Annotated in this window: 21 protein-coding genes; 11 read left to right on the top strand and 10 right to left on the bottom strand. The window is 72.2% G+C overall.

The window, feature by feature from the left end; all coding sequences use genetic code 11:
• Positions 1-62 precede the first annotated feature (62 nt).
• The 6 genes from HD593_RS08120 (at position 63) to HD593_RS08095 (ending at position 7,736) form a co-directional block, all read left to right on the top strand.
• The gene (locus tag HD593_RS08120; RefSeq protein ID WP_185101577.1) at positions 63-467 is read left to right on the top strand and encodes an organic hydroperoxide resistance protein; all 405 of its coding nucleotides are present in this window, start codon (positions 63-65) and stop codon (positions 465-467) included.
• 63 nt (positions 468-530) lie between these two features.
• Entirely contained in the window at positions 531-1,697 is a 1,167-nt protein-coding gene (locus HD593_RS08115) for an amidohydrolase (RefSeq protein WP_185101576.1), read from the top strand.
• Positions 1,698-1,724: 27 nt separating this feature from the next.
• Entirely contained in the window at positions 1,725-4,223 is a 2,499-nt protein-coding gene (locus HD593_RS08110; protein ID WP_185101575.1) for a Tex family protein, read from the top strand.
• A gap of 311 nt (positions 4,224-4,534) precedes the next feature.
• Entirely contained in the window at positions 4,535-5,794 is a 1,260-nt protein-coding gene (locus tag HD593_RS08105) for a carotenoid oxygenase family protein (protein WP_185101574.1), read from the top strand.
• Between the two features lie 32 nt (positions 5,795-5,826).
• A complete protein-coding gene (locus tag HD593_RS08100; RefSeq protein WP_185101573.1) occupies positions 5,827-6,708 on the top strand; it encodes a GntR family transcriptional regulator in 882 nt (293 codons plus the stop codon).
• A 38-nt stretch (positions 6,709-6,746) separates the two neighbouring features.
• Positions 6,747-7,736: a hypothetical protein gene (locus tag HD593_RS08095; protein ID WP_185101572.1), complete on the top strand. Its 990-nt coding sequence runs from the start codon at positions 6,747-6,749 to the stop codon at positions 7,734-7,736.
• Here the strand turns inward: HD593_RS08095 and HD593_RS08090 are convergent.
• A complete protein-coding gene (locus HD593_RS08090; RefSeq protein WP_185101571.1) occupies positions 7,733-8,494 on the bottom strand; it encodes a DNA-formamidopyrimidine glycosylase family protein in 762 nt (253 codons plus the stop codon). The genes HD593_RS08095 and HD593_RS08090 overlap by 4 nt on opposite strands.
• A gap of 10 nt (positions 8,495-8,504) precedes the next feature.
• Positions 8,505-9,203 (bottom strand): TetR/AcrR family transcriptional regulator, encoded by a 699-nt coding sequence (locus HD593_RS08085; RefSeq protein ID WP_185101570.1) that lies wholly within the window; start codon positions 9,201-9,203, stop codon positions 8,505-8,507.
• A gap of 101 nt (positions 9,204-9,304) precedes the next feature.
• Here HD593_RS08085 and HD593_RS08080 point away from each other — a divergent pair, with 101 nt between their 5' ends.
• From HD593_RS08080 to HD593_RS63260, 3 genes are all read left to right on the top strand, one after another.
• Complete coding sequence (locus HD593_RS08080) at positions 9,305-10,525, top strand: saccharopine dehydrogenase family protein (RefSeq protein WP_185101569.1); 1,221 nt, start codon at positions 9,305-9,307, stop codon at positions 10,523-10,525.
• Positions 10,526-10,600: 75 nt separating this feature from the next.
• Complete coding sequence (gene ilvD, locus HD593_RS08075) at positions 10,601-12,250, top strand: dihydroxy-acid dehydratase (protein ID WP_185101568.1); 1,650 nt, start codon at positions 10,601-10,603, stop codon at positions 12,248-12,250.
• A gap of 83 nt (positions 12,251-12,333) precedes the next feature.
• Positions 12,334-12,462 (top strand): hypothetical protein, encoded by a 129-nt coding sequence (locus tag HD593_RS63260; RefSeq protein WP_281402447.1) that lies wholly within the window; start codon positions 12,334-12,336, stop codon positions 12,460-12,462.
• A gap of 60 nt (positions 12,463-12,522) precedes the next feature.
• Here HD593_RS63260 and HD593_RS08070 read toward each other — a convergent pair whose 3' ends face one another.
• The 7 genes from HD593_RS08070 to HD593_RS08040 all read right to left on the bottom strand — a co-directional run bounded on the left by HD593_RS08070 (position 12,523) and on the right by HD593_RS08040 (position 17,973).
• Positions 12,523-12,912 carry a hypothetical protein gene (locus HD593_RS08070; RefSeq protein WP_185101567.1) on the bottom strand — a complete coding sequence of 130 codons (390 nt, stop codon included), beginning with the start codon at positions 12,910-12,912 and terminating at the stop codon, positions 12,523-12,525.
• Between the two features lie 160 nt (positions 12,913-13,072).
• Positions 13,073-13,966 carry a sigma-70 family RNA polymerase sigma factor gene (locus tag HD593_RS08065; RefSeq protein WP_185101566.1) on the bottom strand — a complete coding sequence of 298 codons (894 nt, stop codon included), beginning with the start codon at positions 13,964-13,966 and terminating at the stop codon, positions 13,073-13,075.
• A gap of 9 nt (positions 13,967-13,975) precedes the next feature.
• Positions 13,976-14,362 (bottom strand): STAS domain-containing protein, encoded by a 387-nt coding sequence (locus tag HD593_RS08060; RefSeq protein ID WP_168010020.1) that lies wholly within the window; start codon positions 14,360-14,362, stop codon positions 13,976-13,978.
• Positions 14,363-14,403: 41 nt separating this feature from the next.
• Positions 14,404-15,381 carry a phosphotriesterase family protein gene (locus tag HD593_RS08055; RefSeq protein ID WP_185101565.1) on the bottom strand — a complete coding sequence of 326 codons (978 nt, stop codon included), beginning with the start codon at positions 15,379-15,381 and terminating at the stop codon, positions 14,404-14,406.
• A gap of 59 nt (positions 15,382-15,440) precedes the next feature.
• Entirely contained in the window at positions 15,441-16,721 is a 1,281-nt protein-coding gene (locus tag HD593_RS08050) for an APC family permease (protein ID WP_312903394.1), read from the bottom strand.
• 96 nt (positions 16,722-16,817) lie between these two features.
• On the bottom strand, positions 16,818-17,279 hold the full coding sequence (locus tag HD593_RS08045; RefSeq protein ID WP_185101564.1) for a universal stress protein: 462 nt from the start codon (positions 17,277-17,279) through the stop codon (positions 16,818-16,820).
• Between the two features lie 73 nt (positions 17,280-17,352).
• Complete coding sequence (locus HD593_RS08040) at positions 17,353-17,973, bottom strand: DUF998 domain-containing protein (RefSeq protein WP_185101563.1); 621 nt, start codon at positions 17,971-17,973, stop codon at positions 17,353-17,355.
• Between the two features lie 215 nt (positions 17,974-18,188).
• On the opposite strand from HD593_RS08040, the gene HD593_RS08035 reads away from it, so the two are divergent.
• Positions 18,189-18,545: a MerR family transcriptional regulator gene (locus HD593_RS08035; protein ID WP_185101562.1), complete on the top strand. Its 357-nt coding sequence runs from the start codon at positions 18,189-18,191 to the stop codon at positions 18,543-18,545.
• Positions 18,542-19,516, top strand: a complete 975-nt coding sequence (locus HD593_RS08030; RefSeq protein ID WP_185101561.1) for an aldo/keto reductase — start codon at positions 18,542-18,544, stop codon at positions 19,514-19,516. Before HD593_RS08035 ends, HD593_RS08030 begins: the two co-directional genes overlap by 4 nt.
• On the opposite strand, the gene HD593_RS08025 is transcribed toward HD593_RS08030, so the two are convergent.
• Positions 19,513-20,433 carry a sensor histidine kinase gene (locus HD593_RS08025; protein WP_185101560.1) on the bottom strand — a complete coding sequence of 307 codons (921 nt, stop codon included), beginning with the start codon at positions 20,431-20,433 and terminating at the stop codon, positions 19,513-19,515. The two genes, HD593_RS08030 and HD593_RS08025, sit on opposite strands and share 4 nt — an antisense overlap.
• Positions 20,434-20,439 lie beyond the last annotated feature (6 nt).

The following is a 20,439-nucleotide window of genomic DNA, read 5'->3' as shown; positions in this document are numbered from 1 at the left end:
CCAGACAGACCTGTCTAGTCTCAGATGCACAGACAGGTCTGTCTATCTAGGGAGCCGGGATCATGTACACCGCAATCGCCACCTCGTCCGGCCGCGACGCCCGCGCGGTCTCCTCCGACGGAAAGCTCGACGTCAAGCTCGCCCTCCAGAAGGAGCTGGGCGGCGACGGCGAGGGCACCAACCCCGAGCAGCTGTTCGCCGCCGGTTACGCCGCCTGCTTCGCCTCGGCGCTGCGGCTCGTGGCCGGGAGCAAGCAGATCGACGTCTCCGACGCCGCCGTCACGGCCGAGATCGGCCTGTCGCCCAACGGCAAGGGCGGCTTCCAGCTCGACGCCACGCTCAGGGTGGAGCTGCCGGACGACCTCGCGCCGGAGGTCGCGCGGGAGCTCGTCGAGGCCACCCACCAGGTGTGCCCGTACTCCAACGCCACCCGCGGCAACATCCCCGTCAAGCTGGTCGTCGAGTAGGTCTTCAGAACCGTCACACCAGAGGCAGCGAAATCGTCGGTCCCGCCCTTTAGGGTGCTGGGCATGACCGACGTGCTGCTGCGCGGCGGGCTCCCCTGGGGGCTCGGAGCGCCTGCCGACATCCTGGTCCGCGACGGCCGCATCGACCGGGTCTCACTCGGCCCGATCGACGCACCCGGCGCCCGGGTCCTCGACGTGGCGGGGCAGCTCGTCCTGCCCGGCCTCGTCGAGGCCCACTGCCATCTCGACAAGACCCTCTACGGCGGGCCGTGGGTGCCCCACTCCGCCGACGACACGCTCTCCGGCCGCATCTCCAACGACCTCGGCCGCCGCGCCGAGCTGGGCGTGCCGAGCGTGACCAGGATCGCCGCGCTGCTGGAGCGCATGAGCGCGGCCGGCACCACGCACGTGCGCACCCACACCGACATCGACCCGGAAGCGGGGTTGCGGGGGGTGGAGGCCGTGCGCGAGGCCGCGGCGGGCTCCCCGATCGACGTGCGCCAGGTCGCCTTCCCCCAGCACGGCGTGCTCACCAACCCGGGCACGGCCGAGCTGCTGGAGGAGGCGCTGAAGAGCGGCGTGGAGGCGGTCGGCGGGCTCGACCCGGCGGGCATCGACCGCGACCCGGTGCGCCACCTCGACCTGGTCTTCGGCCTGGCCGGGCGCTACGGCACCCATCTCGACCTCCACCTGCACGACGGGGGCTCGCTGGGCGGGTGGGAGCTGGAGCTGATCATCGAGCGGACGAAGGTGCTCGGGCTGGGCGGCAGGGTCGCGGTCAGCCACGCGTACGCGCTGGGCCAGCTCGACGACGCCTACCAGGACCGTCTGGCCGAGAGCCTGGCCGAGGCCGGCGTCGCGGTGGTGACGGCGGCCGTCTACAGCTTCCCCGTGCCGCCCGTCAAGAAGCTGCGGGCCGCCGGGGTCACGGTCGCGTGCGGGCACGACGGCATCCGCGACCTGTGGGGCCCGTACGGCAGCGGCGACATGCTGGAGCGGGCCATGCACCTCGCCTATCGCAGCACGTTCCGCAGGGACGACGACATCGAGCTGGCGCTGGAGGCCGCCACCGTCGGCGGCGCGCGGGCGCTGGGGCTCGACGACTACGGCCTGGCTCCCGGCGACCGGGCCGACCTCGTCGTGGTGCCCGCCGGGAGCCCGGCGGAGGCGGTGGTCGTTCACCCTGCGCGCACTCTGGTCATGAAGGACGGCGTCGTCCTGCACAATTGACCGGCGGGACCATCGAAAGGCAGGCAAGTGCTCTCTATTCACCAGCGGATCGCCGCAGAGCTCGGCGTACGCGAAGGGCAGGTGCAGGCGGCCGTCGACCTGCTCGACGGCGGCGCGACCGTGCCGTTCATCGCGCGATACCGCAAAGAGGCCACCGGCACCCTCGACGACGCGCAACTGCGCACGCTGGAGGAGCGGCTGCGTTACCTGCGCGAGCTCGAGGAGCGCAGGGCGGCGATCCTGGAGTCCATCGAGTCTCAGGGCAAGCTCGACGACGAGCTGCGCGAGCAGATCATGGCCGCCGAGACCAAGGCCAGGCTCGAGGACATCTACCTGCCGTACAAGCCCAAGCGGCGCACCAAGGCGCAGATCGCCCGCGAGCTGGGGCTGGAGCCGCTGGCCGACCAGCTCCTCGCCGACCCCACGCTCGACCCGGCGGCCACCGCCGAGGGCTTCGTCACCGAGGGCGTCGCCGACGCGGGCGCCGCGCTCGAAGGGGCCAGAGCCATCCTGATCGAGCGCTTCGCGGAGGACGCCGACCTCATCGGCGGGCTGCGCGAGCAGTTCTGGAGCCACGGGCGGCTGGTGTCGAAGGTGCGCGAGGGCAAGGAGGAGGCGGGGGCCAAGTTCTCCGACTACTTCGAGTTCGGCGAGCCGTTCACCAAGCTGCCCTCGCACCGGATCCTGGCCATGTTCAGGGGCGAGAAGGAGGAGATCCTCTCCGTCACCCTGGAGCCCGACGACAGCCCCGACTACGAGCTGCGCATCGCCTCCCGGTTCGGCGTCTCCGACCAGGGCCGGCCGGCCGACAAGTGGCTGAGCGAGACCGTGCGCTGGGCCTGGCGCACCCGCATCCTCGTGCACCTGGGCATCGACCTGCGCATGCGGCTGTGGCAGGCGGCCGAGGACGAGGCGGTGCGGGTGTTCGCGACCAACCTGCGCGACCTGCTGCTCGCCGCTCCGGCCGGCGCGCGGCCGACGATGGGGCTCGACCCCGGCTTGCGTACGGGCGTCAAGGTCGCCGTGGTCGACGCCACCGGCAAGGTCGTCGAGACGGCCACCATCTACCCCCACGAGCCCAAGCGGCAGTGGGACCAGTCGCTGGCGGTGCTGGGCGCGCTCGCGCAGCGGCACGGCGTCGAGCTGGTCGCCATCGGCAACGGCACGGCCTCGCGCGAGACCGACAAGCTGGCCGGCGAGCTGATCCAGCACATGCCCGGGCTCACCAAGATCGTGGTCTCGGAGGCGGGCGCCTCGGTCTACTCGGCCTCCCCCTACGCCTCGCAGGAGCTGCCCGAGCTCGACGTGTCGCTGCGCGGCGCGGTCTCCATCGCCCGGCGCCTTCAGGACCCGCTGGCCGAGCTGGTCAAGATCGATCCCAAGTCGATCGGCGTCGGCCAGTACCAGCACGACCTGGCCGAGTCCAAGCTCTCCCGCTCGCTCGACGCGGTCGTCGAGGACGCCGTCAACGCCGTCGGCGTCGACGTCAACACCGCCTCGGCGCCCCTGCTCACCCGCGTGTCCGGCATCGGCTCCACGCTGGCGGAGAGCATCGTCCGGCACCGCGACGCCAACGGCCCCTTCCGCACCCGCGCGGCGCTCAAGAGCGTGCCGCGCCTCGGGCCGAAGGCGTTCGAGCAGTGCGCGGGCTTCCTGCGCATCCGCGGCGGCGACGACCCGCTCGACATGTCGAGCGTGCACCCCGAGTCCTACCCCGTGGTGCGGCGCATCCTGACCTCCGCCAAGACCGACCTCAAGGCGCTGATCGGCAACACGGCGGCGCTGCGCACGCTGCGGCCCGACGACTTCACCGACGAGACCTTCGGCCTGCCGACGGTCACCGACATCCTGCGCGAGCTGGAGAAGCCGGGCCGCGACCCGCGTCCCGCCTTCAAGACCGCCACCTTCAAGGAGGGCGTGGAGAAGATCTCCGACCTCACGTCCGGCATGATCCTGGAAGGCGTGGTCACCAACGTGGCGGCGTTCGGCGCGTTCGTCGACGTCGGCGTGCACCAGGACGGGCTCGTGCACGTGTCGGCCATGTCGCGCAACTACGTCAAGGACCCGCGTGACGTGGTCAAGCCCGGTGACATCGTCCGCGTGAAGGTGCTCGACGTGGACATCCCGCGCAAGCGCATCTCCCTGACGTTGCGGCTGGAGGACGAGACCGCGGCCCAGCAGGGCGGCGAGGGGCCTCGCAAGGGCGCCGGCCGCCAAGGGCGCGGCGACGGCCAGCCTGGGCGCGGCCAGGGGGCGCGTGGTGACGGCGGTCGCGGGAGCGGCCGAGGTGACGGTGGTCGCGGTGATGGCGGTCGCGGTGATGGCGGGCGCGGGAACGGTGGCCGCGGTGACGGTGGCCGCGGTGACGGTGGTCGTGGCAGGGGCGATGGTCAGCGCAATGGCGACGGTGGCCAGCGCGGGCGCGGTGACGGCCGGGGCGGCCAGCGCCGTCAGGACCGGCCCGCACCGACCGGCGCCATGGCCGAGGCCCTGCGCAAGGCGGGCCTGACCGGCGACAACCGCTAGCACGAACGCACAACGGCCCGGGCCCTGCGCGCACCCCTGCGCGCAGGGCCCGGGCTGCGGCATGCACGAGACCGGGGTCGCGTGGACGTGCCGACAGGTGTGCGGGACGCCGTGCACGCGGGACGCCGTGCACGCGGGACGCCATGCACGCGGGACGCCATGCGGGCGCCGTGCGCCTCGCCGTGCGGACGCCACGCCGGTGCCGTGCGGGCGCCGTGCGCCCCGCCGGGCGCAGGCCTTGCACTAGTGCACAGCCCGGTGATGTTCCGCGTGGCGCCGGGGTGGGGCGCCGTGGTTCGTACGGTGCTCGCATGAAGTACCTGGAAGGGGCCTTCGCCCCCGTCACCGAAGAGGTCACCGCCTTCGACCTCCCCGTCACCGGCCGGATCCCCGCCGAGCTGAACGGCCGCTACCTGCGCAACGGCCCGAACCCGCTGAACGTCGAGGACCCCGCCGTGCACATCTGGGGCATGGGCCAGGGCATGGTCCACGGCGTGCGGCTGCGGGACGGCCGGGCCGAGTGGTACAGGAACCGGTTCGTACGGACGCCGGGCTTCGCGCCCATGGTGCACGTGTTCGAGCACGCCCGGCGCGTCTTCGCCCTGGCCGAGGGTGGCCTGCCGCCCGCCGAGCTGGACGCGGAGCTGAACACGGTGGGCCCGTGCGACCTGGGCGGCACGGCCCAGGGGTTCACGGCGGGGGCGCACTCCAAGCACGACCCGCTCACCGGCGAGCTGCACTCGCTGTCGTACATGCCGGGCCACGATTTCGTCCAGCACATCGTGACCGACACCGGCGGGAACGTCGCCAGGACCACCACCATCCCCATGACCAGGACACCGTTCCTGCACGACTTCGCGCTCACCGAGTCGCACGTGGTGTTGTGGGACACTCCGCTGGGGTTCGACGGGTTCGAGTGCCGGTGGCTGCCCGGGCACCCGACGCGGGTGGGCGTGATGCCGCGGGCCGGTGGTGAGGTGCGCTGGGTGGACGTCGAGCCCGTGCACGTCAGCCACACGCTCAACGCCTACGACGACGGCGACGGCGTCGTGGTCGATGTGGTCACGGCCGAGGGGCCGTTCGATCCCGCCGACCCCGGGGCGATCCGGCCCGCGCTGGACCGCTGGACGATCACGCCGGACGGCATCCGGCAGCGGCGGCTCGACGACCGGCCCCAGGACTTCCCCCGCGTGAACGAGGCGCGGGCCACCCTGCCGTACCGGTACGGCTATGCGGCCGCGACCGCCCTGTACGGGATCCCGTTCACGCCCGAGGGAAAACCGTCCGACGACGCCTTCACCAACGCCCTGGTCAAGCACGACCTGGAGCGGGGGACGGCCGAGGTGCACGGGTTCGGCAGGGATGCGGCGGTCGGGGAGGCCGTGTTCGCGGGTACGGGTGCGGGTGAGGACGAGGGGTTCCTGCTGACGTACGTGCACGACGCCGAGCGCGGGGCCGCCGACCTGGTGATCCTCTCGGCGCAGGACTTCACCGGCGAGCCCGTCGCGCGGGTCCACCTCCCGGCCAGGGTGCCCCTCGGCCTGCACGGCAACTGGCTGCCCGATCACTGAGCCCGATCGCCGGGGCATGGCAGCATGGCGGCGTGAATGATCCGCGACCGCCGTACCTGCGCATCGTGGCCGACATCGAGCGCCGCATCGCCGAGGGAGAGCTGCGGCCGGGCGATCCGGTCCCCACGACCAGGGCGATCATGAGCGAGTGGGGCGTCGCGATGGCGACGGCGACCAAGGCGCTGGCCGCGCTCAAGCAGGCGGGCGCCATCGAGTCCACGTCCCGGGTCGGTGCCGTGATCGCCTCGCGGAGGCTGCCGTCGCGTTCCGCCGGAGGGCTGGAACGTGACCGCGTCGTCCGCGCGGCCCTGGAGATCGCCGACGCCGACGGCCTAGCGGCGCTGTCCATGCGGGCGGTGGCGGCCAAGCTCGGGGTCGCCACCATGACCCTCCACCGGCATCTCGACGCCAGGGCCGAGCTCACCCAGCTGATCGCGGACGCCGCGTTCGCCGAGATCGAGTATCCGGAGCCGCCGCCGGGATGGCGTTCCCATCTGAGGGTGGCCGCTCAGCTGCAGTGGGCCGCCTACCATCGCCATCCCTGGTTGCCGCGGCTGGTGTCCATCACCCGGCCGGTCGCGCTGCCTGGGCTGCTGGCGTACGGGCAGTGGACCTTACGCGCGCTCGACGAGGTCGGCCTGGACCCGGGCACCCGGCTGCACGTCTACGGCACGCTGGTCAACTTCGTGCGGGGAACGGCGATCAACATCGAGAGCGAGGCGGGCGCCGAGCTGGACACGGGGCTGACCAGCAAGCAGTGGGTCGCGGCGCGGCTCCCGTTCGAGGGGCCGCTGATCGCCCGGATCACCGAGCCGGGCGCGGAGCTGGACCTGGAGTCGCTGTTCGCCTTCGGCCTGGAACGCCTGCTGGACGGCCTGGCCACCGTGATCACCCCGCGGGGCCTCCGGCGGTGACGACCGCCGCCGGTACGCCGTGACGATACGGTCTAAGGGTGAGCACGACTGCGTTCGACACGGCGATCACCCAGGCCCGCGACCTGCTCAGATGGTGTTCCCCGCTGCGCACCGAGCTGTGGGCGGCCGGGCTCGCGGCCGAGCTGGAGGCGTCGGAGCAGGCGGAGGCGTTCCTGCGGCGGTCGGAGGAGGACAGCGGCCGGGAGGCGCGCCTCGCCCTGGCCGCCCTGGCGGCGGTCGGCGGTCCGGGCCCCGAAGACCCGCACGCGGTGATCGAGAGCCTGCCCGGATGGGTGCGCCGGATGGGCCGCGTCACCTGCGACGGCGGCTGGTACGGCAAGGCCGACCCCTACGGCGAGCAGGTCCTGGCGGCCCTCTCCTTCCGGTACGACAACGGCAAGGAGCCGCACGTCCTCGTCGTCGGCATCGACCAGCCCAGCGGCGGCCTGGCCGTGGACGCGGTGGTCGAGGAGGCCAAGTTCCTCGACGAGCTGGACCTGCGGCCGACGCCGCCCGAGAGCGTGGCGGCGCGGATCCTGGACGCCTTCGAGCTGACCGACCGCGTCATGGGGGCACAGGTCGCCGACACGCTGCCCGCCGTGCGCCCGTTCGCCATCGCCCGCGCCCGCGCCGCCCTCACCCGCACGCACGACACCACGCCGGAACCCCGGGCCTCCGAGCCTGGTGAGCCCGGCCGCGCCCGTGACACGGCCACCGAGATCGTGCTGCCCGACGAGCCCGGGGCCCAGGAGGCGTTCGGGAAGCTGGTCGAGTTCGTCGGGGACCGCCCGCTGTGGTGGAGCCCCGCCAGGGCCGCGCAGTTCCTGACCCAGTGGCTGCCCAGGGAGGCGATCCTGTCGGAGGCGGCGATCGCGGCCATGCCCGACGTCGTCCGCGCCTGGACCCGTCATCAGGGCGGCCACCCCGCCGTGCTGCGCCAGATCGACCAGGACGCGCCCCGCCTGCCCGCCCTCATGGCCGACGACTCCCTGGCCTCGCTGCACAAGCGCCTGGCGCGCGACCGCTAGACCTCGTAAGGGGCGGGCTGGTCGAGTGGACAGGCGTACGCGGTCCTGGAGGCGAGCTGCCAGGTCTCGACGGGCGTGCCGCAGCGCCGGCAGCGCTCGCGCTTGTAGACCCAGCGCTCGTCGGGCGCGGCCGGGTCGCTGACCACCTGCCCCGCGTCCCGGCCCAGGGCGAGGTACGTGACCGCCGCCTCCCACAACCGCAGCGCCGTCTCCGCGTCGAGGCCACGCGTGCCGGGATGGAGCCCCAGGAGGAAGAGCAGCTCCGCCCGCCAGGCGTTCCCGAGGCCCGCCCACACCCCCTGGTCGAGCACCCCGGCCCCGATCGGCCCCCGGAACGCGGTCAGCCGCCGCACCGCCTCGGGCGCGGACGCGTCCTCGCGCAGCGGGTCGGGCCCGAGCGAGGCGAACAGCGCGCCGACGCCGGGCGCGCCGAGGGGCTCGCACCGGGAGGGGGCGATGAGGTCGTACGCCACCTCCCCCGTGGCCAGCCGCAGCCGGGTGCCGCGCCGGGGCTCGGCGGCCGGATCGTCGTAGCGCAGGAAGATCCCCCGCATGCCCAGGTGCACGTGGATCGCCGGCAGGCCGTCCTCGAAGTGGTAGAGCAGGTGCTTGCCGACCGCCTCCACCCCGGCCAGCGCCCGCCCGTCGTACGGCCGGGCGTCGAAGCGGCCCTGCGGGCCGGCGGCGCGCACGACGTGGCCGGCCAGGGCCGCGTGCTGCTCGCGGGCGTGGCGGTGGATCAGGTGACCTTCCGGCATGCCCGGGGGTCTACCCCGCGAGCTGGGCCGCCGCGCTGGCGAGCAGCAGGTCGAGCGCCGTCGGGTACGCGCTGTCGTTCATCCTGGCGACCAGCAGCGGCGCGGTGGCGGCGATGTTGGGGTGGGTGCTGGCCGGCAGCCGCGCGTACGTGTCGCGCCACACCTCCTCGTCGGCCTCCCTGGCGGCCTTCGGCAGGGCGAGGGTGGCGGCGTCGAGGATGGCGAAGGCCAGGCTCTGATCGATGAACGCGTGGTAGATCCGCACCGCGTCCCTGTCGGGGAACCCGGCGCCGCGCAGGATCCCGATGATCGTCTCGTCGCTGGCCACCTCGTTCGGCCGGCCGGTGACCCGGCTGGCGGTCAGCACGGCGGCCTGCGGGTGGGCCAGGTACGCGTTGTGGATGCGCGTGCCCAGCTCGCGCAGGTCGGCCCGCCAGTCGCCGGTGGGCCGGAACGAGGCCATGGCCCGGCCGAACAGCTCGTCCGCGATGGCCAGGAGCAGGTCGTCCATGCCGCGGAAGTACCGGTAGACGGTGCTGGCGTCGGCGCCGAGCGCCAGGCCGAGGCGGCGGGCGGTGAGCCCGGCGGCCCCGTGCTCGCGCAGCATGCGCAGCGCCGTCTCCACGATGAGCGCGTGGCTGAGCACCTGCCCCTGCTTGGTGGGACGCCGCCGCCGGCGCGCCGCCTCCGGCACCACCCGCTTGGCCATGGAACGCCTCCCTTATGCCAACACCATTGACGTTGATGAGCATACGAGCGTTTGATGTACGACACACCCCCCAAAAAAGCCATAAAAGGGGATCTATCGTCATGCGTATCCTTCTCGTAGGAGCAGGCGGTGTGGGAACCGCCATCACCCGGATCGCCGCCCGCCGACATTTCTTCGACCACATGGTGGTCGCCGACTACGACCTCCCCCGCGCCAAGGCGGCCGTCGCGGCGCTCGGCGACGAGGCCGCCAGATTCACCCCCGCCAGGATCGACGCCGCCGACACCGGCGCCGTCACCGCGCTGCTGGCCGAGCACCGCTGCGACGTCCTGCTGAACGCGACCGACCCCCGGTTCGTGCTGCCGCTGTTCGAGGCCGCCCTCGCGGCCGACGTGCACTACCTCGACATGGCCATGTCGATGTCCAAGCCGCACCCCGACCGCCCGTACCAGGAGGTGGGCGTCAAGCTGGGCGACGAGCAGTTCGCCCGCGCGCCCGAGTGGGCCGCCAAGGGGCGGCTGGCGCTGGTCGGCATGGGCGTCGAGCCCGGCCTGGCCGACGTCTTCGCCCGGTACGCCGCCGACGAGCTCTTCGACGAGATCGAGGAGATCGGGATCAGGGACGGCGCGAACCTGACCGTGGACGGCTACGACTTCGCCCCCTCCTTCTCCATCTGGACCACGATCGAGGAGTGCCTCAACCCGCCGCTCATCTACGAGAAGGGCCGCGGCTGGTACACCACGGAGCCGTTCAGCGAGCCCGAGATCTTCGACTTCCCCGACGGGATCGGCCCCGTGGAGTGCGTGAACGTCGAGCACGAAGAGGTCGTGCTGGTGCCCAGGTGGATCCCGGCGCAGCGGGTGACGTTCAAGTACGGGCTGGGCGAGGAGTTCATCGGCACCCTGAAGACCCTGCACGCGCTGGGCGTGGACCGTACCGAGCCGGTCGCGGTCAGGACCGACCAGGGCACCGCCAGGGTGTCACCGCGCGACGTGGTCGCCGCCGTGCTGCCCGACCCGGCCGAGCTGGGCGAGCGCATGCACGGCAAGACGTGCGCCGGCACCTGGGTGAAGGGCGTCAAGGACGGCAGGCCCCGCGAGGTGTACCTCTACCACGTGGTGGACAACCAGTGGTCTATGCGCGAGTACGGCTCGCAGGCCGTGGTCTGGCAGACCGCCGTCAACCCGGTGATCGCGCTGGAACTGCTGGCCGGCGGGGTCTGGCGCGGTGCTGGCGTGCTGGGGCCCGAGGCGTTCGAGCCGCGCCCGTTCCTGGATCTGCTGGTCGAGTACGGCTCTCCCTGGGGCCTGCGCGAGCAGTGAGGGGGGCGGGCGCCGCCACCGGATCCGGACCTTGGATCATTGAGGTGCCGAGACCCGTACACCGGAGGAACCCTCTTGAGCATCGCCGACGATCCCGACCGCGCACCGGCCCGCTCCCACCTGTACGCCATGGGCCTGTCGGAGGAGGAGATGCGCCGCCCCGTGGTGGGCATCGCCTCCACCTGGACCGGCACCATGCCGTGCAACCTGACCCACCGCGAGCTGGCCGCCGAGGTGGCCGAGGGCGTGCGGGCGGCGGGCGGGCTGCCGATGGAGTTCAACACCATCGCGGTCTCCGACAACCTCACCATGCACACGCCCGGCATGCGGACCTCGCTGATCAGCCGGGAGGTCATCGCCGACTCGATCGAGCTGATGGGCCGGGCCCACCAGTTCGACGCGCTGGTGGCGATCGTCGGCTGCGACAAGACGGTGCCTGCGGCGATCATGGCGCTGGCCCGCCTCGACGTGCCGTCGGTGGTGCTCTACAGCGGCAGCATGATGCCGGGCCGCTGGCGCGGCCGTGACGTGACCATCCAGGACATGTGGGAGGCGCTCGGCGAGCGCGAGGTGGGCCGGATGGACCAGGCCGACCTGGACGACCTGGCCAGGCACGCCTGCCCGGGCGCCGGCACCTGCGCCGCCCAGTACACCGCCAACACCATGGGCACGGTCGCCGAGTTCCTGGGCCTGGCCCCGTTCGGCATCGGTGACATCCCCGCGGTGGCCGAGGAGAAGGACGCCGCGGCCCGCCGCATCGGCGAGCTCGCCATGCAGGCGCTGGCCCGCGACGCCCGCCCCTCGCGGGTGCTGACCGAGGACGCGCTGCACAACGCGATCGTGTCGGTGGCGGCCATGGGCGGCTCCACGAACGCGGTGCTGCACCTGCTGGCCATCGCGCGCGAGGCCGGGCTGCCGCTGGAGATCGACCGGATCGGCGAGGTCTGCCGCCAGGTCCCGATCATCACCGGGCTCAAGCCGAGCGGCGGCGACGCCACCGCGCTGGACCTGTGGCGGGCCGGCGGCACCTCGCTGGTGGTGCGCCGCCTGCTGGAGGCGGGGCTGCTGCGCGAGAACGTCACGCTGGTGGACGGCCGCTCGCTGTCCGACGTGGCGGCGCAGGCGCGGGAGACGCCGGGGCAGCAGGTGGTGGCGAGCGCGGAGCGGCCGTTCAAGCAGCGTGGCGCGCTGGCCATCCTGCGCGGCTCGCTGGCGCCCGACGGGTGCGTGCTCAAGCTTGGCGGCAAGGACGACTTCCGGCACGAGGGCCCCGCGAGGGTATTCGACTCGGAGAGCGACTGCTACGTCGCCATCCAGGAGGGCCGGATCGTGGCCGGGGACGTCATCGTGGTCCGGTACGAGGGCCCGGCGGGCGGCCCCGGCATGCGCGAGATGCTCTCCATCACCGGCCCGCTGGTCGGCCGGGGCCTGGGCGGCTCCGTGGCGCTGGTCACCGACGGCCGTTTCAGCGGGGTCTCGCACGGGCTGGTGATCGGGCACGTGGCGCCGGAGGCGTACCACGGCGGGCCGATCGCGCTGGTGCGCGACGGCGACCCGGTGGTCATCGACAGCGCGGCCGGCACCCTCGACCTGCTGGTGCCCGAGGCGGAGCTGGCCGAGCGGCGGGCCGCCTGGGTGCGGCCCGAGCGGGCGGTCGAGCGGGGGGTGCTGGCCAAGTACGTGGCGACCGTCGGCTCCGCCTCCGACGGGGCCGTGACGGCGTGAGGCCGGCCGATCGAGCAGCGGGCGGGCCGTGACGGCGTGAGGGCGGCGGATCGAGCAGCGGGCGGGGGCGGCTATGCTGCGCATTGACGTTTGCCCCGCCCCCTGATGCGAAGGAGACCTGCGCGATGTACAAGGAGTTCGCCGGCGAGGTCGTGATGTGGCTCGTCCCGGTCGTGGTGCTGATCGGAGTGGCGCTCCTCGTCACCGCGTGAGCCTCGGAGGGGCCGGGCGTCCCGGCCCCTTCAGCCGTCGTCAGCGGTAGTACCTGGTCGTCAGCGGTAGTACCTGTACGACACGCGCGTGCTGGCGTAGAGGTCGAAGTCCCTGCGCCCGTCGGCGTAGGCGTCCCACGCGTCGGACAGCCGCTCGGTACGCACGGTGCAGCCCACGTGGCGTACCTTGCGCGCCGCGATGCGGCCCACGTTGGTGGAGCAGGAGCCGACCTTGCGGCCGTTCACCTTCAGGTTGACGTTGAGCTTGACGCTGAACAGGTTCTTGCGGGAGATGTTGGTGATCCGCACCTTGACGCGGCAGGTGTCCTCACACTTGCCCCAGTAGACCTTGGTCCGGATGAGCTGCGCGCTGGTGGCTTCCGCGGGTGCCGCCATGAGCGTGGTCGCGGCGGCGGCCACTAAGGCCGCGGCAGCAAGGCGTCTGAACATTTCGCCCCCATCGTCGAGACAGTCGCTTCCCCCTGTGGCAGCGACATGTCGGTGTCCCGACTACTACCCGACAGACCACTTAGTCGGACTTGCCGGGCATGATGTGATACGAAACGGTTATCCCTTTATGTCGGGCTTATCTGCCCCTGACCTGGCCTGGTCAAGACGCCCACGCCAGCAGCGGCCCGCCTTGCCTGAGCCGTCTCAGCGCCTGCTTCTCCAGTTGCCTGATGCGCTCCCTCGTGAGGCCGAGATGTTGTGCGATCTCCGTGTAGGTGCGGACCTCCTCTCCGGTCAGCCCGTACCTGAGCCTGATCACGAACGCCTCCCGCGGCGGCAGGGTCGTGACCACCTGGCGCAGCTCGGCGCTGAGCGCGCGGCGCTCGGTCAGCTCCTGCACCTGCAGCCCGTCCTCATCGGCGATCATGTCGCCGATGCGGCCCTCGCCGTGCTCGCCGACGGGAACGTCGAGGCTGACCAGGTCCTGACCGAGCCTGCGTAACGCGGCGACCTGGCCGATCGAGCGCTCGGCCGCCTCGGCCAGCTCCGTGTCGGTGGGCTCGTGGCCCAGCGCCGCCGAGAGCTGCCGCTCCACCCTGATCAGCCGCGACAGCTCCTCGGCGACGTGGATCGGCAGCCGCACGGTACGGCTCTTGTCGTGGATGCCCCGCTCGATGGCCTGGCGGATCCACCACATCCCATACGTGGAGAACTTGTATCCCCGCGTGTAGTCGAACTTCTCCACCGCCCTGATCAGCCCTAGGTTGCCCTCCTGGATGAGGTCGAGGAGCGGGAGCCCCCGGTAGGAGTACCGCCTGGCGGCGGACACCACGAGCCGGAGGTTGGACCTGATCAGCAGGTCCTTGGCGCGCTTGCCATCGAGCGCGACGAGTTCGAGTTCTGGCGTGCCCTTACCACGCTCGATGAGATGGCCCGCGTACAGGCCTGCCTCGATCCGCCGGGCGAGCTCCACTTCGTCCGCGGCGGAGAGCAAGGGGGTCTTTCCGATCTGCTCGAGGTACGTACCGAGCAGATCGGGCTCTTCGGCCGACATGAACGGGCACTACCCGGTAAACGGCGGCGAATTCCCCTCTTCGTTGAGCTCGGCGATGGCCAGCTCCGCCGTACTGCGGATATCGAAGAACTTGTCCAGCGCGGTGATCGCGAACAGATGCTTGCACCGGCCGTTCAGCCCCGACAGCAGCAGCCGCCCGCCCGAGGCCGTGACCGCCTTGTGCAGGTAGACCAGCACGGAGAGCCCGGAGGAGTCGCACACGCTGACGGCCTGCATGTCGATGACGAGCATCGGGGGCTGCGTGAGATCGAGCGCCTTGGTGACGCGGTCGCGCACCTCGGCCGCGGACCCGAAGTCGAAATCCCCCGTCAACCGCGCGATGACGCAGGGTCCCTGGAGCCCGAGGCTGATCGACAAGGCCTGCTCCGAAGTCACCCAGCTCCACCTACCCGCGTCGCTCTCCCGATCCACCCACTTTACGAGAAGTAGCGCTTCGGGTTGAACACCAGCATCTGCTCAATCTGGTCATCGGTCACACCCGAGTCCAGCAGGGCGGCCAAGACGTCGTCGTGAATGTGATCGTAGCGCCAGTTCGGCGCCAGCGTGGGGCGGGCCTCGTCCCAGGCGCCGCCGAAGTAGTCCATGAAGCAGGCGGCGTCGTGGCTGAGGACCATCCGGTCGGCGTATCCGCGCCGGCAGAGGGCCGCGATCGTGGCCACGCGCTGCGGCGTCGGGTTGTAGAGGTCCAGACCGAATCGGTCCATCCCGAGGATCGCGCCCGTGTCGGCCATCCGCATGAGGTAGTCGAGGTCGTTGCTGTCGCCGGCGTGCCCGACGACGACCTTCTCCAGGTTCACGCCCTCCTTGGCGAACAGGTCGAGCGCGAGCGGGCCGCTCTGCGTGAACGAGTTCGTGTGGACGGTGATCGGCGCGCCGGTGCGTACGTGCGCCTGGGCGACGGCCCGGCAGATGCGCTCGACGCCGGGCGTGAGCCCCTTGGCCTCGACCACGCACTTGAGGAAGGCCGCCTTGACCCCCGTGTCGGCGATGCCCACGGTGAGATCGCGGACGAAGTCGTCGATCATCGGGTCGGGGACGTCGATGACCAGGCCGGGGCCGCGGTGCTCGTACTGGTGGGGCAGCTCCTCGAAGGAGTAGATGCCGGTGGCGGCGATGATGTGCAGGCCGGGCACCTGCTCGGCGATCCGCTGGACGCGCGGGATGTAGCGGCCCAGGCCCCACACCGTCGGGTCCACGATCGTGCGCACGCCCTTCGCGGCCGCCGCGCTCAGCTTGGCGACCGCGTCCGCCACCCGGAACTCCTCGTCCCACCAGGCGCCCCTGCCGTAGTTGTCCAGGTGCTCGGTGGCCACCACGAAGACGTGCTCGTGCATCAGCGTCTGCCCGAGCTCGCCGACGTCCACAGGGCCGCGCAGGGTTTCGACGGTGGGCATGCACGCCTCCATACCGGCTGGTCGGTGTGGCGCAAACCTAGGCTCTCACCCGGCCTCCGTCAACCGGCGCGGGCTCTCCGTACCGCGTAGATCGCCAGCCCGGCCGCGAACACCGCCAGGCCCGCCACCACCGACGCCATCGGCAGCGTGGCCGCCAGCACCAGGCACAGCGCCAGCCCCAGCACGGGGACGGCGCGGGGCGGCGCGCCCTCGTCGCGGCCGAGTGTGAATGCGCAGGCGTTGGCGACGGCGTAGTAGACGAGCACCCCGAACGAGGAGAAGCCGATCGCCTCCCGCAGGTCGGCCACGAGCAGCAGCACGATCACCGCGCCGCCGACCGCCAGCTCGGCCCGCCTCGGCACCTGCCGCACCGGGTCCACGGCGGCCAGCACGCCGGGCAGGTCGCGCTCGCGCGCCATGGCCAGCACCGTACGCGAGACGCCCAGCAGCAGCGCCAGCAGCGCGCCCAGCGCCGCCACCGCCGCCCCGGCCCCCACCACCGGCACCAGCCATCCGAACCCCGCCTGCCTGACCACGTCGGCCAGCGGCGCACGGGACGTGGCCAGCAGCTCGGGCTGCAGCGTACGCAGCGCGGCCACGGCGACCAGCGTGTAGACGGCCAGCGTGATGCCCAGCGCGATGCCGACGGCCCGGGGGATGGTGCGGGCGGGATCGCGGACCTCCTCGCCGAGGGTGGCGATCCTGGCGTATCCGGCGAACGCGAAGAACAGCAGCCCCGCGCCCTGCATCACCCCCCAGCCGCCGGCCTGGGCCGGGTCCGCCGCGTTCCGCAGGAACACCTCCGCCCCGGGCGTGTAGGCGAACCAGCCGAAGCCGGCCGAGCCGTCGCCCGCCAGCCCGGCCAGGATCACGACGACCAGCACGGCCAGCACGAACGCCACGATGATCCGCGCCAGGCCCGCCGAGCGCTGCACCCCGAACAGGTTGAGCACGGTCAGCACGGCCACCGCGGCGATCGCGAGCGGCCGTTCGAGGCCGGGCAGGGCGTAGGAGCCGAACGTGAGCGCCATGGCCGCGCAGGAGGCGGTCTTGCCGATCGTGAAGCCCCAGCCCGCCAGGTACCCCCACAGGGGGCCGAGGCGGCGCCTGCCGTAGACGTAGGTGCCGCCCGACTCGGGGTAGAGAGCGGCCAGGCGGGCCGAGGAGGTGGCGTTGCAGTAGGCGACGACGGCGGCCAGCGCCAGCGAGGCCAGCAGCCAGTGGCCGGCCGCCGCCGCGGCCGGGGCGAAGGCGGCGAACACGCCCGCGCCGATCATCGCGCTCAGCCCCACGACGACCGCGTCGGTGGTCCCCAGCCGCCTCGCCAGCTCGTCCGGCACCGTCGGGCCTCCTCTCACGCTTCCAGGAGGCACCCACTCTGCCGCACAGCACCGGCGTCCCGCATCAACGCCCAGGTGAACGCCTGGGGCGGCCGGTCAGTCGCCCTTGCCGTCCGGACCCGGGACCACCAGCACCGGCCGGTGCGCGTGGTGCAGCACGCGGTCCGACGTGCTGCCCAGCAGCAGCGACCGCACCCCGCCCAGCCCTCTGGTGCCGGTCACGATGAGCTGGGCGTCGAGCTCGTCGGCGACGTCCACGATGGTCGACCAGACGGCCACGGAGTCCACGTCGCACCGCGGCGTCGCGTCCAGCCCCGCCTGGCGGGCCTGCTCGGCCCCGCGCCTGGCCAGCTCGGTCATCGCCTCCCTGATGGCTTCGTCCTCGGCCCCTGACTGGTCGAGCGCCACCATGAGCCCCGCCGACGCCCTGGCGGAGGTCATCGCCAGCCGCTCCCACACCGTCAGCACGACCGCCCGCTGGCCGCGGAACAGCTCGCCCGCGAAGGCGATGGCGGCCTTGGAGTCGTCAGAACCGTCGTACGCGATCAAAATCGTCATCTCAGCCACTCCTGGAAACGAGGTAGGGGCCCTTCCCCTTTCCAGAGCCGCGCAGTTCAAGCCTGGTGGGAGCTCACGCCATGACCGGCGACACCGCGCGCCGGGCCGACGGGTTGAGCAGCGACAGCCCGGCCAGTGCCAGCACGGCCAGCTCGGTCACGACCACGGCCCGCTGGGTCACCCCCGCCGGGATGTCGTCGTTGCTCAGCGGGATGCCGAACATGCGCACCACGTACGGGATCACGACCAGCACCAGCGCGGCCAGGGCCAGCCCGCTGAGCACCCGCATCGCCCCGGCGTACCGGATCTTCGCCCTGGCCAGCAGCAACCCGGCCACCGGCATCACCAGGAAGGCGGCGAAAGCGGCGTAGCGGTGGATGCCGCCCGACAGCGACAGCGGCACGCCCGGCCGGTCGGTGGGGAAGGCCCCGATCAGGAACATGCTCGCCCCCCACACCAGCAGCAGCGCGACGATCCAGCGGCTCAGGCCGGCCCGCCGCATCGCCTCGGCGATCAGCGCGGCGCCCGCGGCGAACAGCGTCAGCGAGGCAGGCAGCAGCCAGCCGGCCGACTGCCAGACATACTCGCTGATCACGCTGTGGAACGGGTCCAGGTCGGATCCGGCGTGCAGGCTGAGCATCGCGCCGCTCCCGGCGGCGATGGCCGCGAAACCACTGACAAGCAATCCCTTCATGCCTCCAAGCTCGTGGAACGCGGACTTTGCGAACATCGGAGATCGGCCCGAACGTGCCCTGAAGTACCCCCTAATACCTTGGTCTGACCGACCCCTAGCCGGGGCCGGTGACCTGCCCTTTCATGACCCCCGGTAGGGACAGCCCCCTCAGGGTGGCGACGGTTGCCCCGACGGCGATTTGACTTCGAGCGCGCTCTAAGGGCCAACCTGGACACATGACGATCCAGGAGGCCGCGCAGCGGTCCGGCCTGAGCGCTCACACGCTGCGGTATTACGAGCGGATCGGGCTGATCCACTCCGTGGGACGCAACACCAGCGGCCACCGCGACTACGCGGAGGAGGACCTCCAGTGGCTGGAGTTCCTCACCAAGCTGCGCACGACCGGCATGCCGATCGCCGACATGTGCCGGTACGCGGAGCTGCGCCGGATGGGGCCGCACACCGCCGGCGAGCGCAGGCAGATGCTGGAGCTGCACCGTGAGCGCGTCAGCGCCAGGATCGCCCAGCTCGGCCAGGACCTGAAGGTGCTGGACTACAAGATCGACAACTACCGCAGGGGGCAAGTGGCATGAACACCCGTACTCTCGGCAGGGAAGGCCTCCAGGTCTCCGCGCTCGGGCTCGGCTGCATGGGCATGTCCGAGTTCTACGGCCAGGGGGACGAGAAGGAGTCGATCGCGGTCATTCACCGCGCCCTCGACCTTGGCATGAATTTTCTGGACACCGCCGACATGTACGGCCGCGGCGCCAACGAGGAGCTGGTCGGCCGCGCCATCAGGGACCGGCGCGCCGAGGTCGTGCTGGCCACCAAGTTCGGCATCAAGCGCGACGGCGCCACCCGCACCGTCGAGAACAGCCCCGAATACATCAGGGCCGCGTGCGACGCCTCGCTCCGGCGCCTCGGCGTCGACCACATCGACCTGTACTACATGCACCGCCGCAACCCCGCCGTCCCCGTCGAGGAGTCGGTCGGCGCCATGGCCGAGCTGGTACGGCAGGGCAAGGTACGGCATCTCGGCCTGTCGGAGGTGAACGCCGACACCCTGCGCAAGGCCGTCGCCGTGCATCCGATCGCGGCCCTGCAGAGCGAGTACTCGCTGTTCACCAGGGGCCTGGAGGCGGAGATCCTGCCGGCGGCCAGGGAGCTGGGGATCGGGCTGGTGGCGTACTCGCCGATCAGCCGCGGCCTGCTGTCGGCCACGATGCCCAGCGCCGACGAGCTGCCCGCCGACGACTTCCGCCGCAACCTGCCGCGCAACACCGGCGAGAACGCCGAGCACAACCGGGCGCTGGCGGCCGAGATCAAGAAGATCGCGGACGCGGCCGGGGTGACGGCCGCCCAGCTCTCCCTGGCCTGGCTGCTCGCCCAGGGCGAGGACATCGTGCCGATCCCCGGCACCAAGCGGCTGAAGTACCTGGAGGAGAACGCCGCCGCCGCGGACGTCACGCTCACGCCCGAGCAGCTCGGCGCGCTGGCCGCCGCCGTGCCCGCGGACGCGGTGCGCGGCGCCCGTTACCCCAGCATGCAGGAGATCGAGCTCTAGGGCAGGTCGAAGTAGACGCGTACGGTGGTCGCGCCCACGCGGCTGTGCACGCGTACGAGATCGCTGAGGAGGTTGACGATGAGCAGGCCGCGCGAGCCCGCGTCACGCGGATCGACCGGCCTGCGGCCCACCAGCGGGTCGGTGATGTGCCCGGCGTCGCTGACCTCGCACACCAGCCGGTCGTCCGCCGCCCACACCCGCAGCACGCCGGAGCCGCCGCCGTGGTCGAGGCTGTTGGCGCCGAGCTCGGCCACCGCGAGCCGGATGTCGTCGAGCCGGTCGCCCTGGAAGCCCAGCGCGGCGGCCTCCCGGGCGGCCAGCCCCCGCACCGCCGACAGGTTGGTGCGGTCGAAGCGCAGCGCGGCGAACCGCTCCGGCTCGCCGAACGGCCGGTTGTGCCCGTCGACCACGAGCTGGGGCGCGTAGAGGTCGCTGACCCGCTCCCCCGCCGTGTCGCGCAGCACGGGGTGGGTGCGCGCCGCCTCGCGGATGACCTCGGCGGTCAGCCCCGCGAGGTCGTACGGGCACAGGATCGTCACCCTCCGCCCCGTGAACGACAGGTTGATCAGCGCCTCGTGCTGGGCGCAGGCCGGATACTCCGTCTCGGTGCGCCCCGGCCAGATCGGCTCGCCGATGATCCGCACGTGGTGGTCGGGATGCCGGTCGGCGAAGTCTCGCAGCACACCGGGGATGATCCGCCCCGGATTGCGGCCGGCCAGCGTCATGTCGAGCAGCAGCACGTCGCCGGCCTGCGCGCCGAGCTCCGCCTCGATCAGCGCGAGGTTCCACGGCGGGACGGCCACGGCGACGGGCTCTCCGGCCGCCAGCCCCTCGCGGACGAAGGCGGTCGTGGCAGACACGTACTCGCCGGCGCCCCGGTAGAAGAGCGCCGGATGCACGAACGGTTCTGCCGACATCGGGTC

Origin of the sequence: Nonomuraea rubra (assembly GCF_014207985.1) — a bacterium.
GTDB lineage: Bacteria > Actinomycetota > Actinomycetes > Streptosporangiales > Streptosporangiaceae > Nonomuraea > Nonomuraea rubra.
This window is presented reverse-complemented; position numbering and strand designations above follow the sequence as displayed.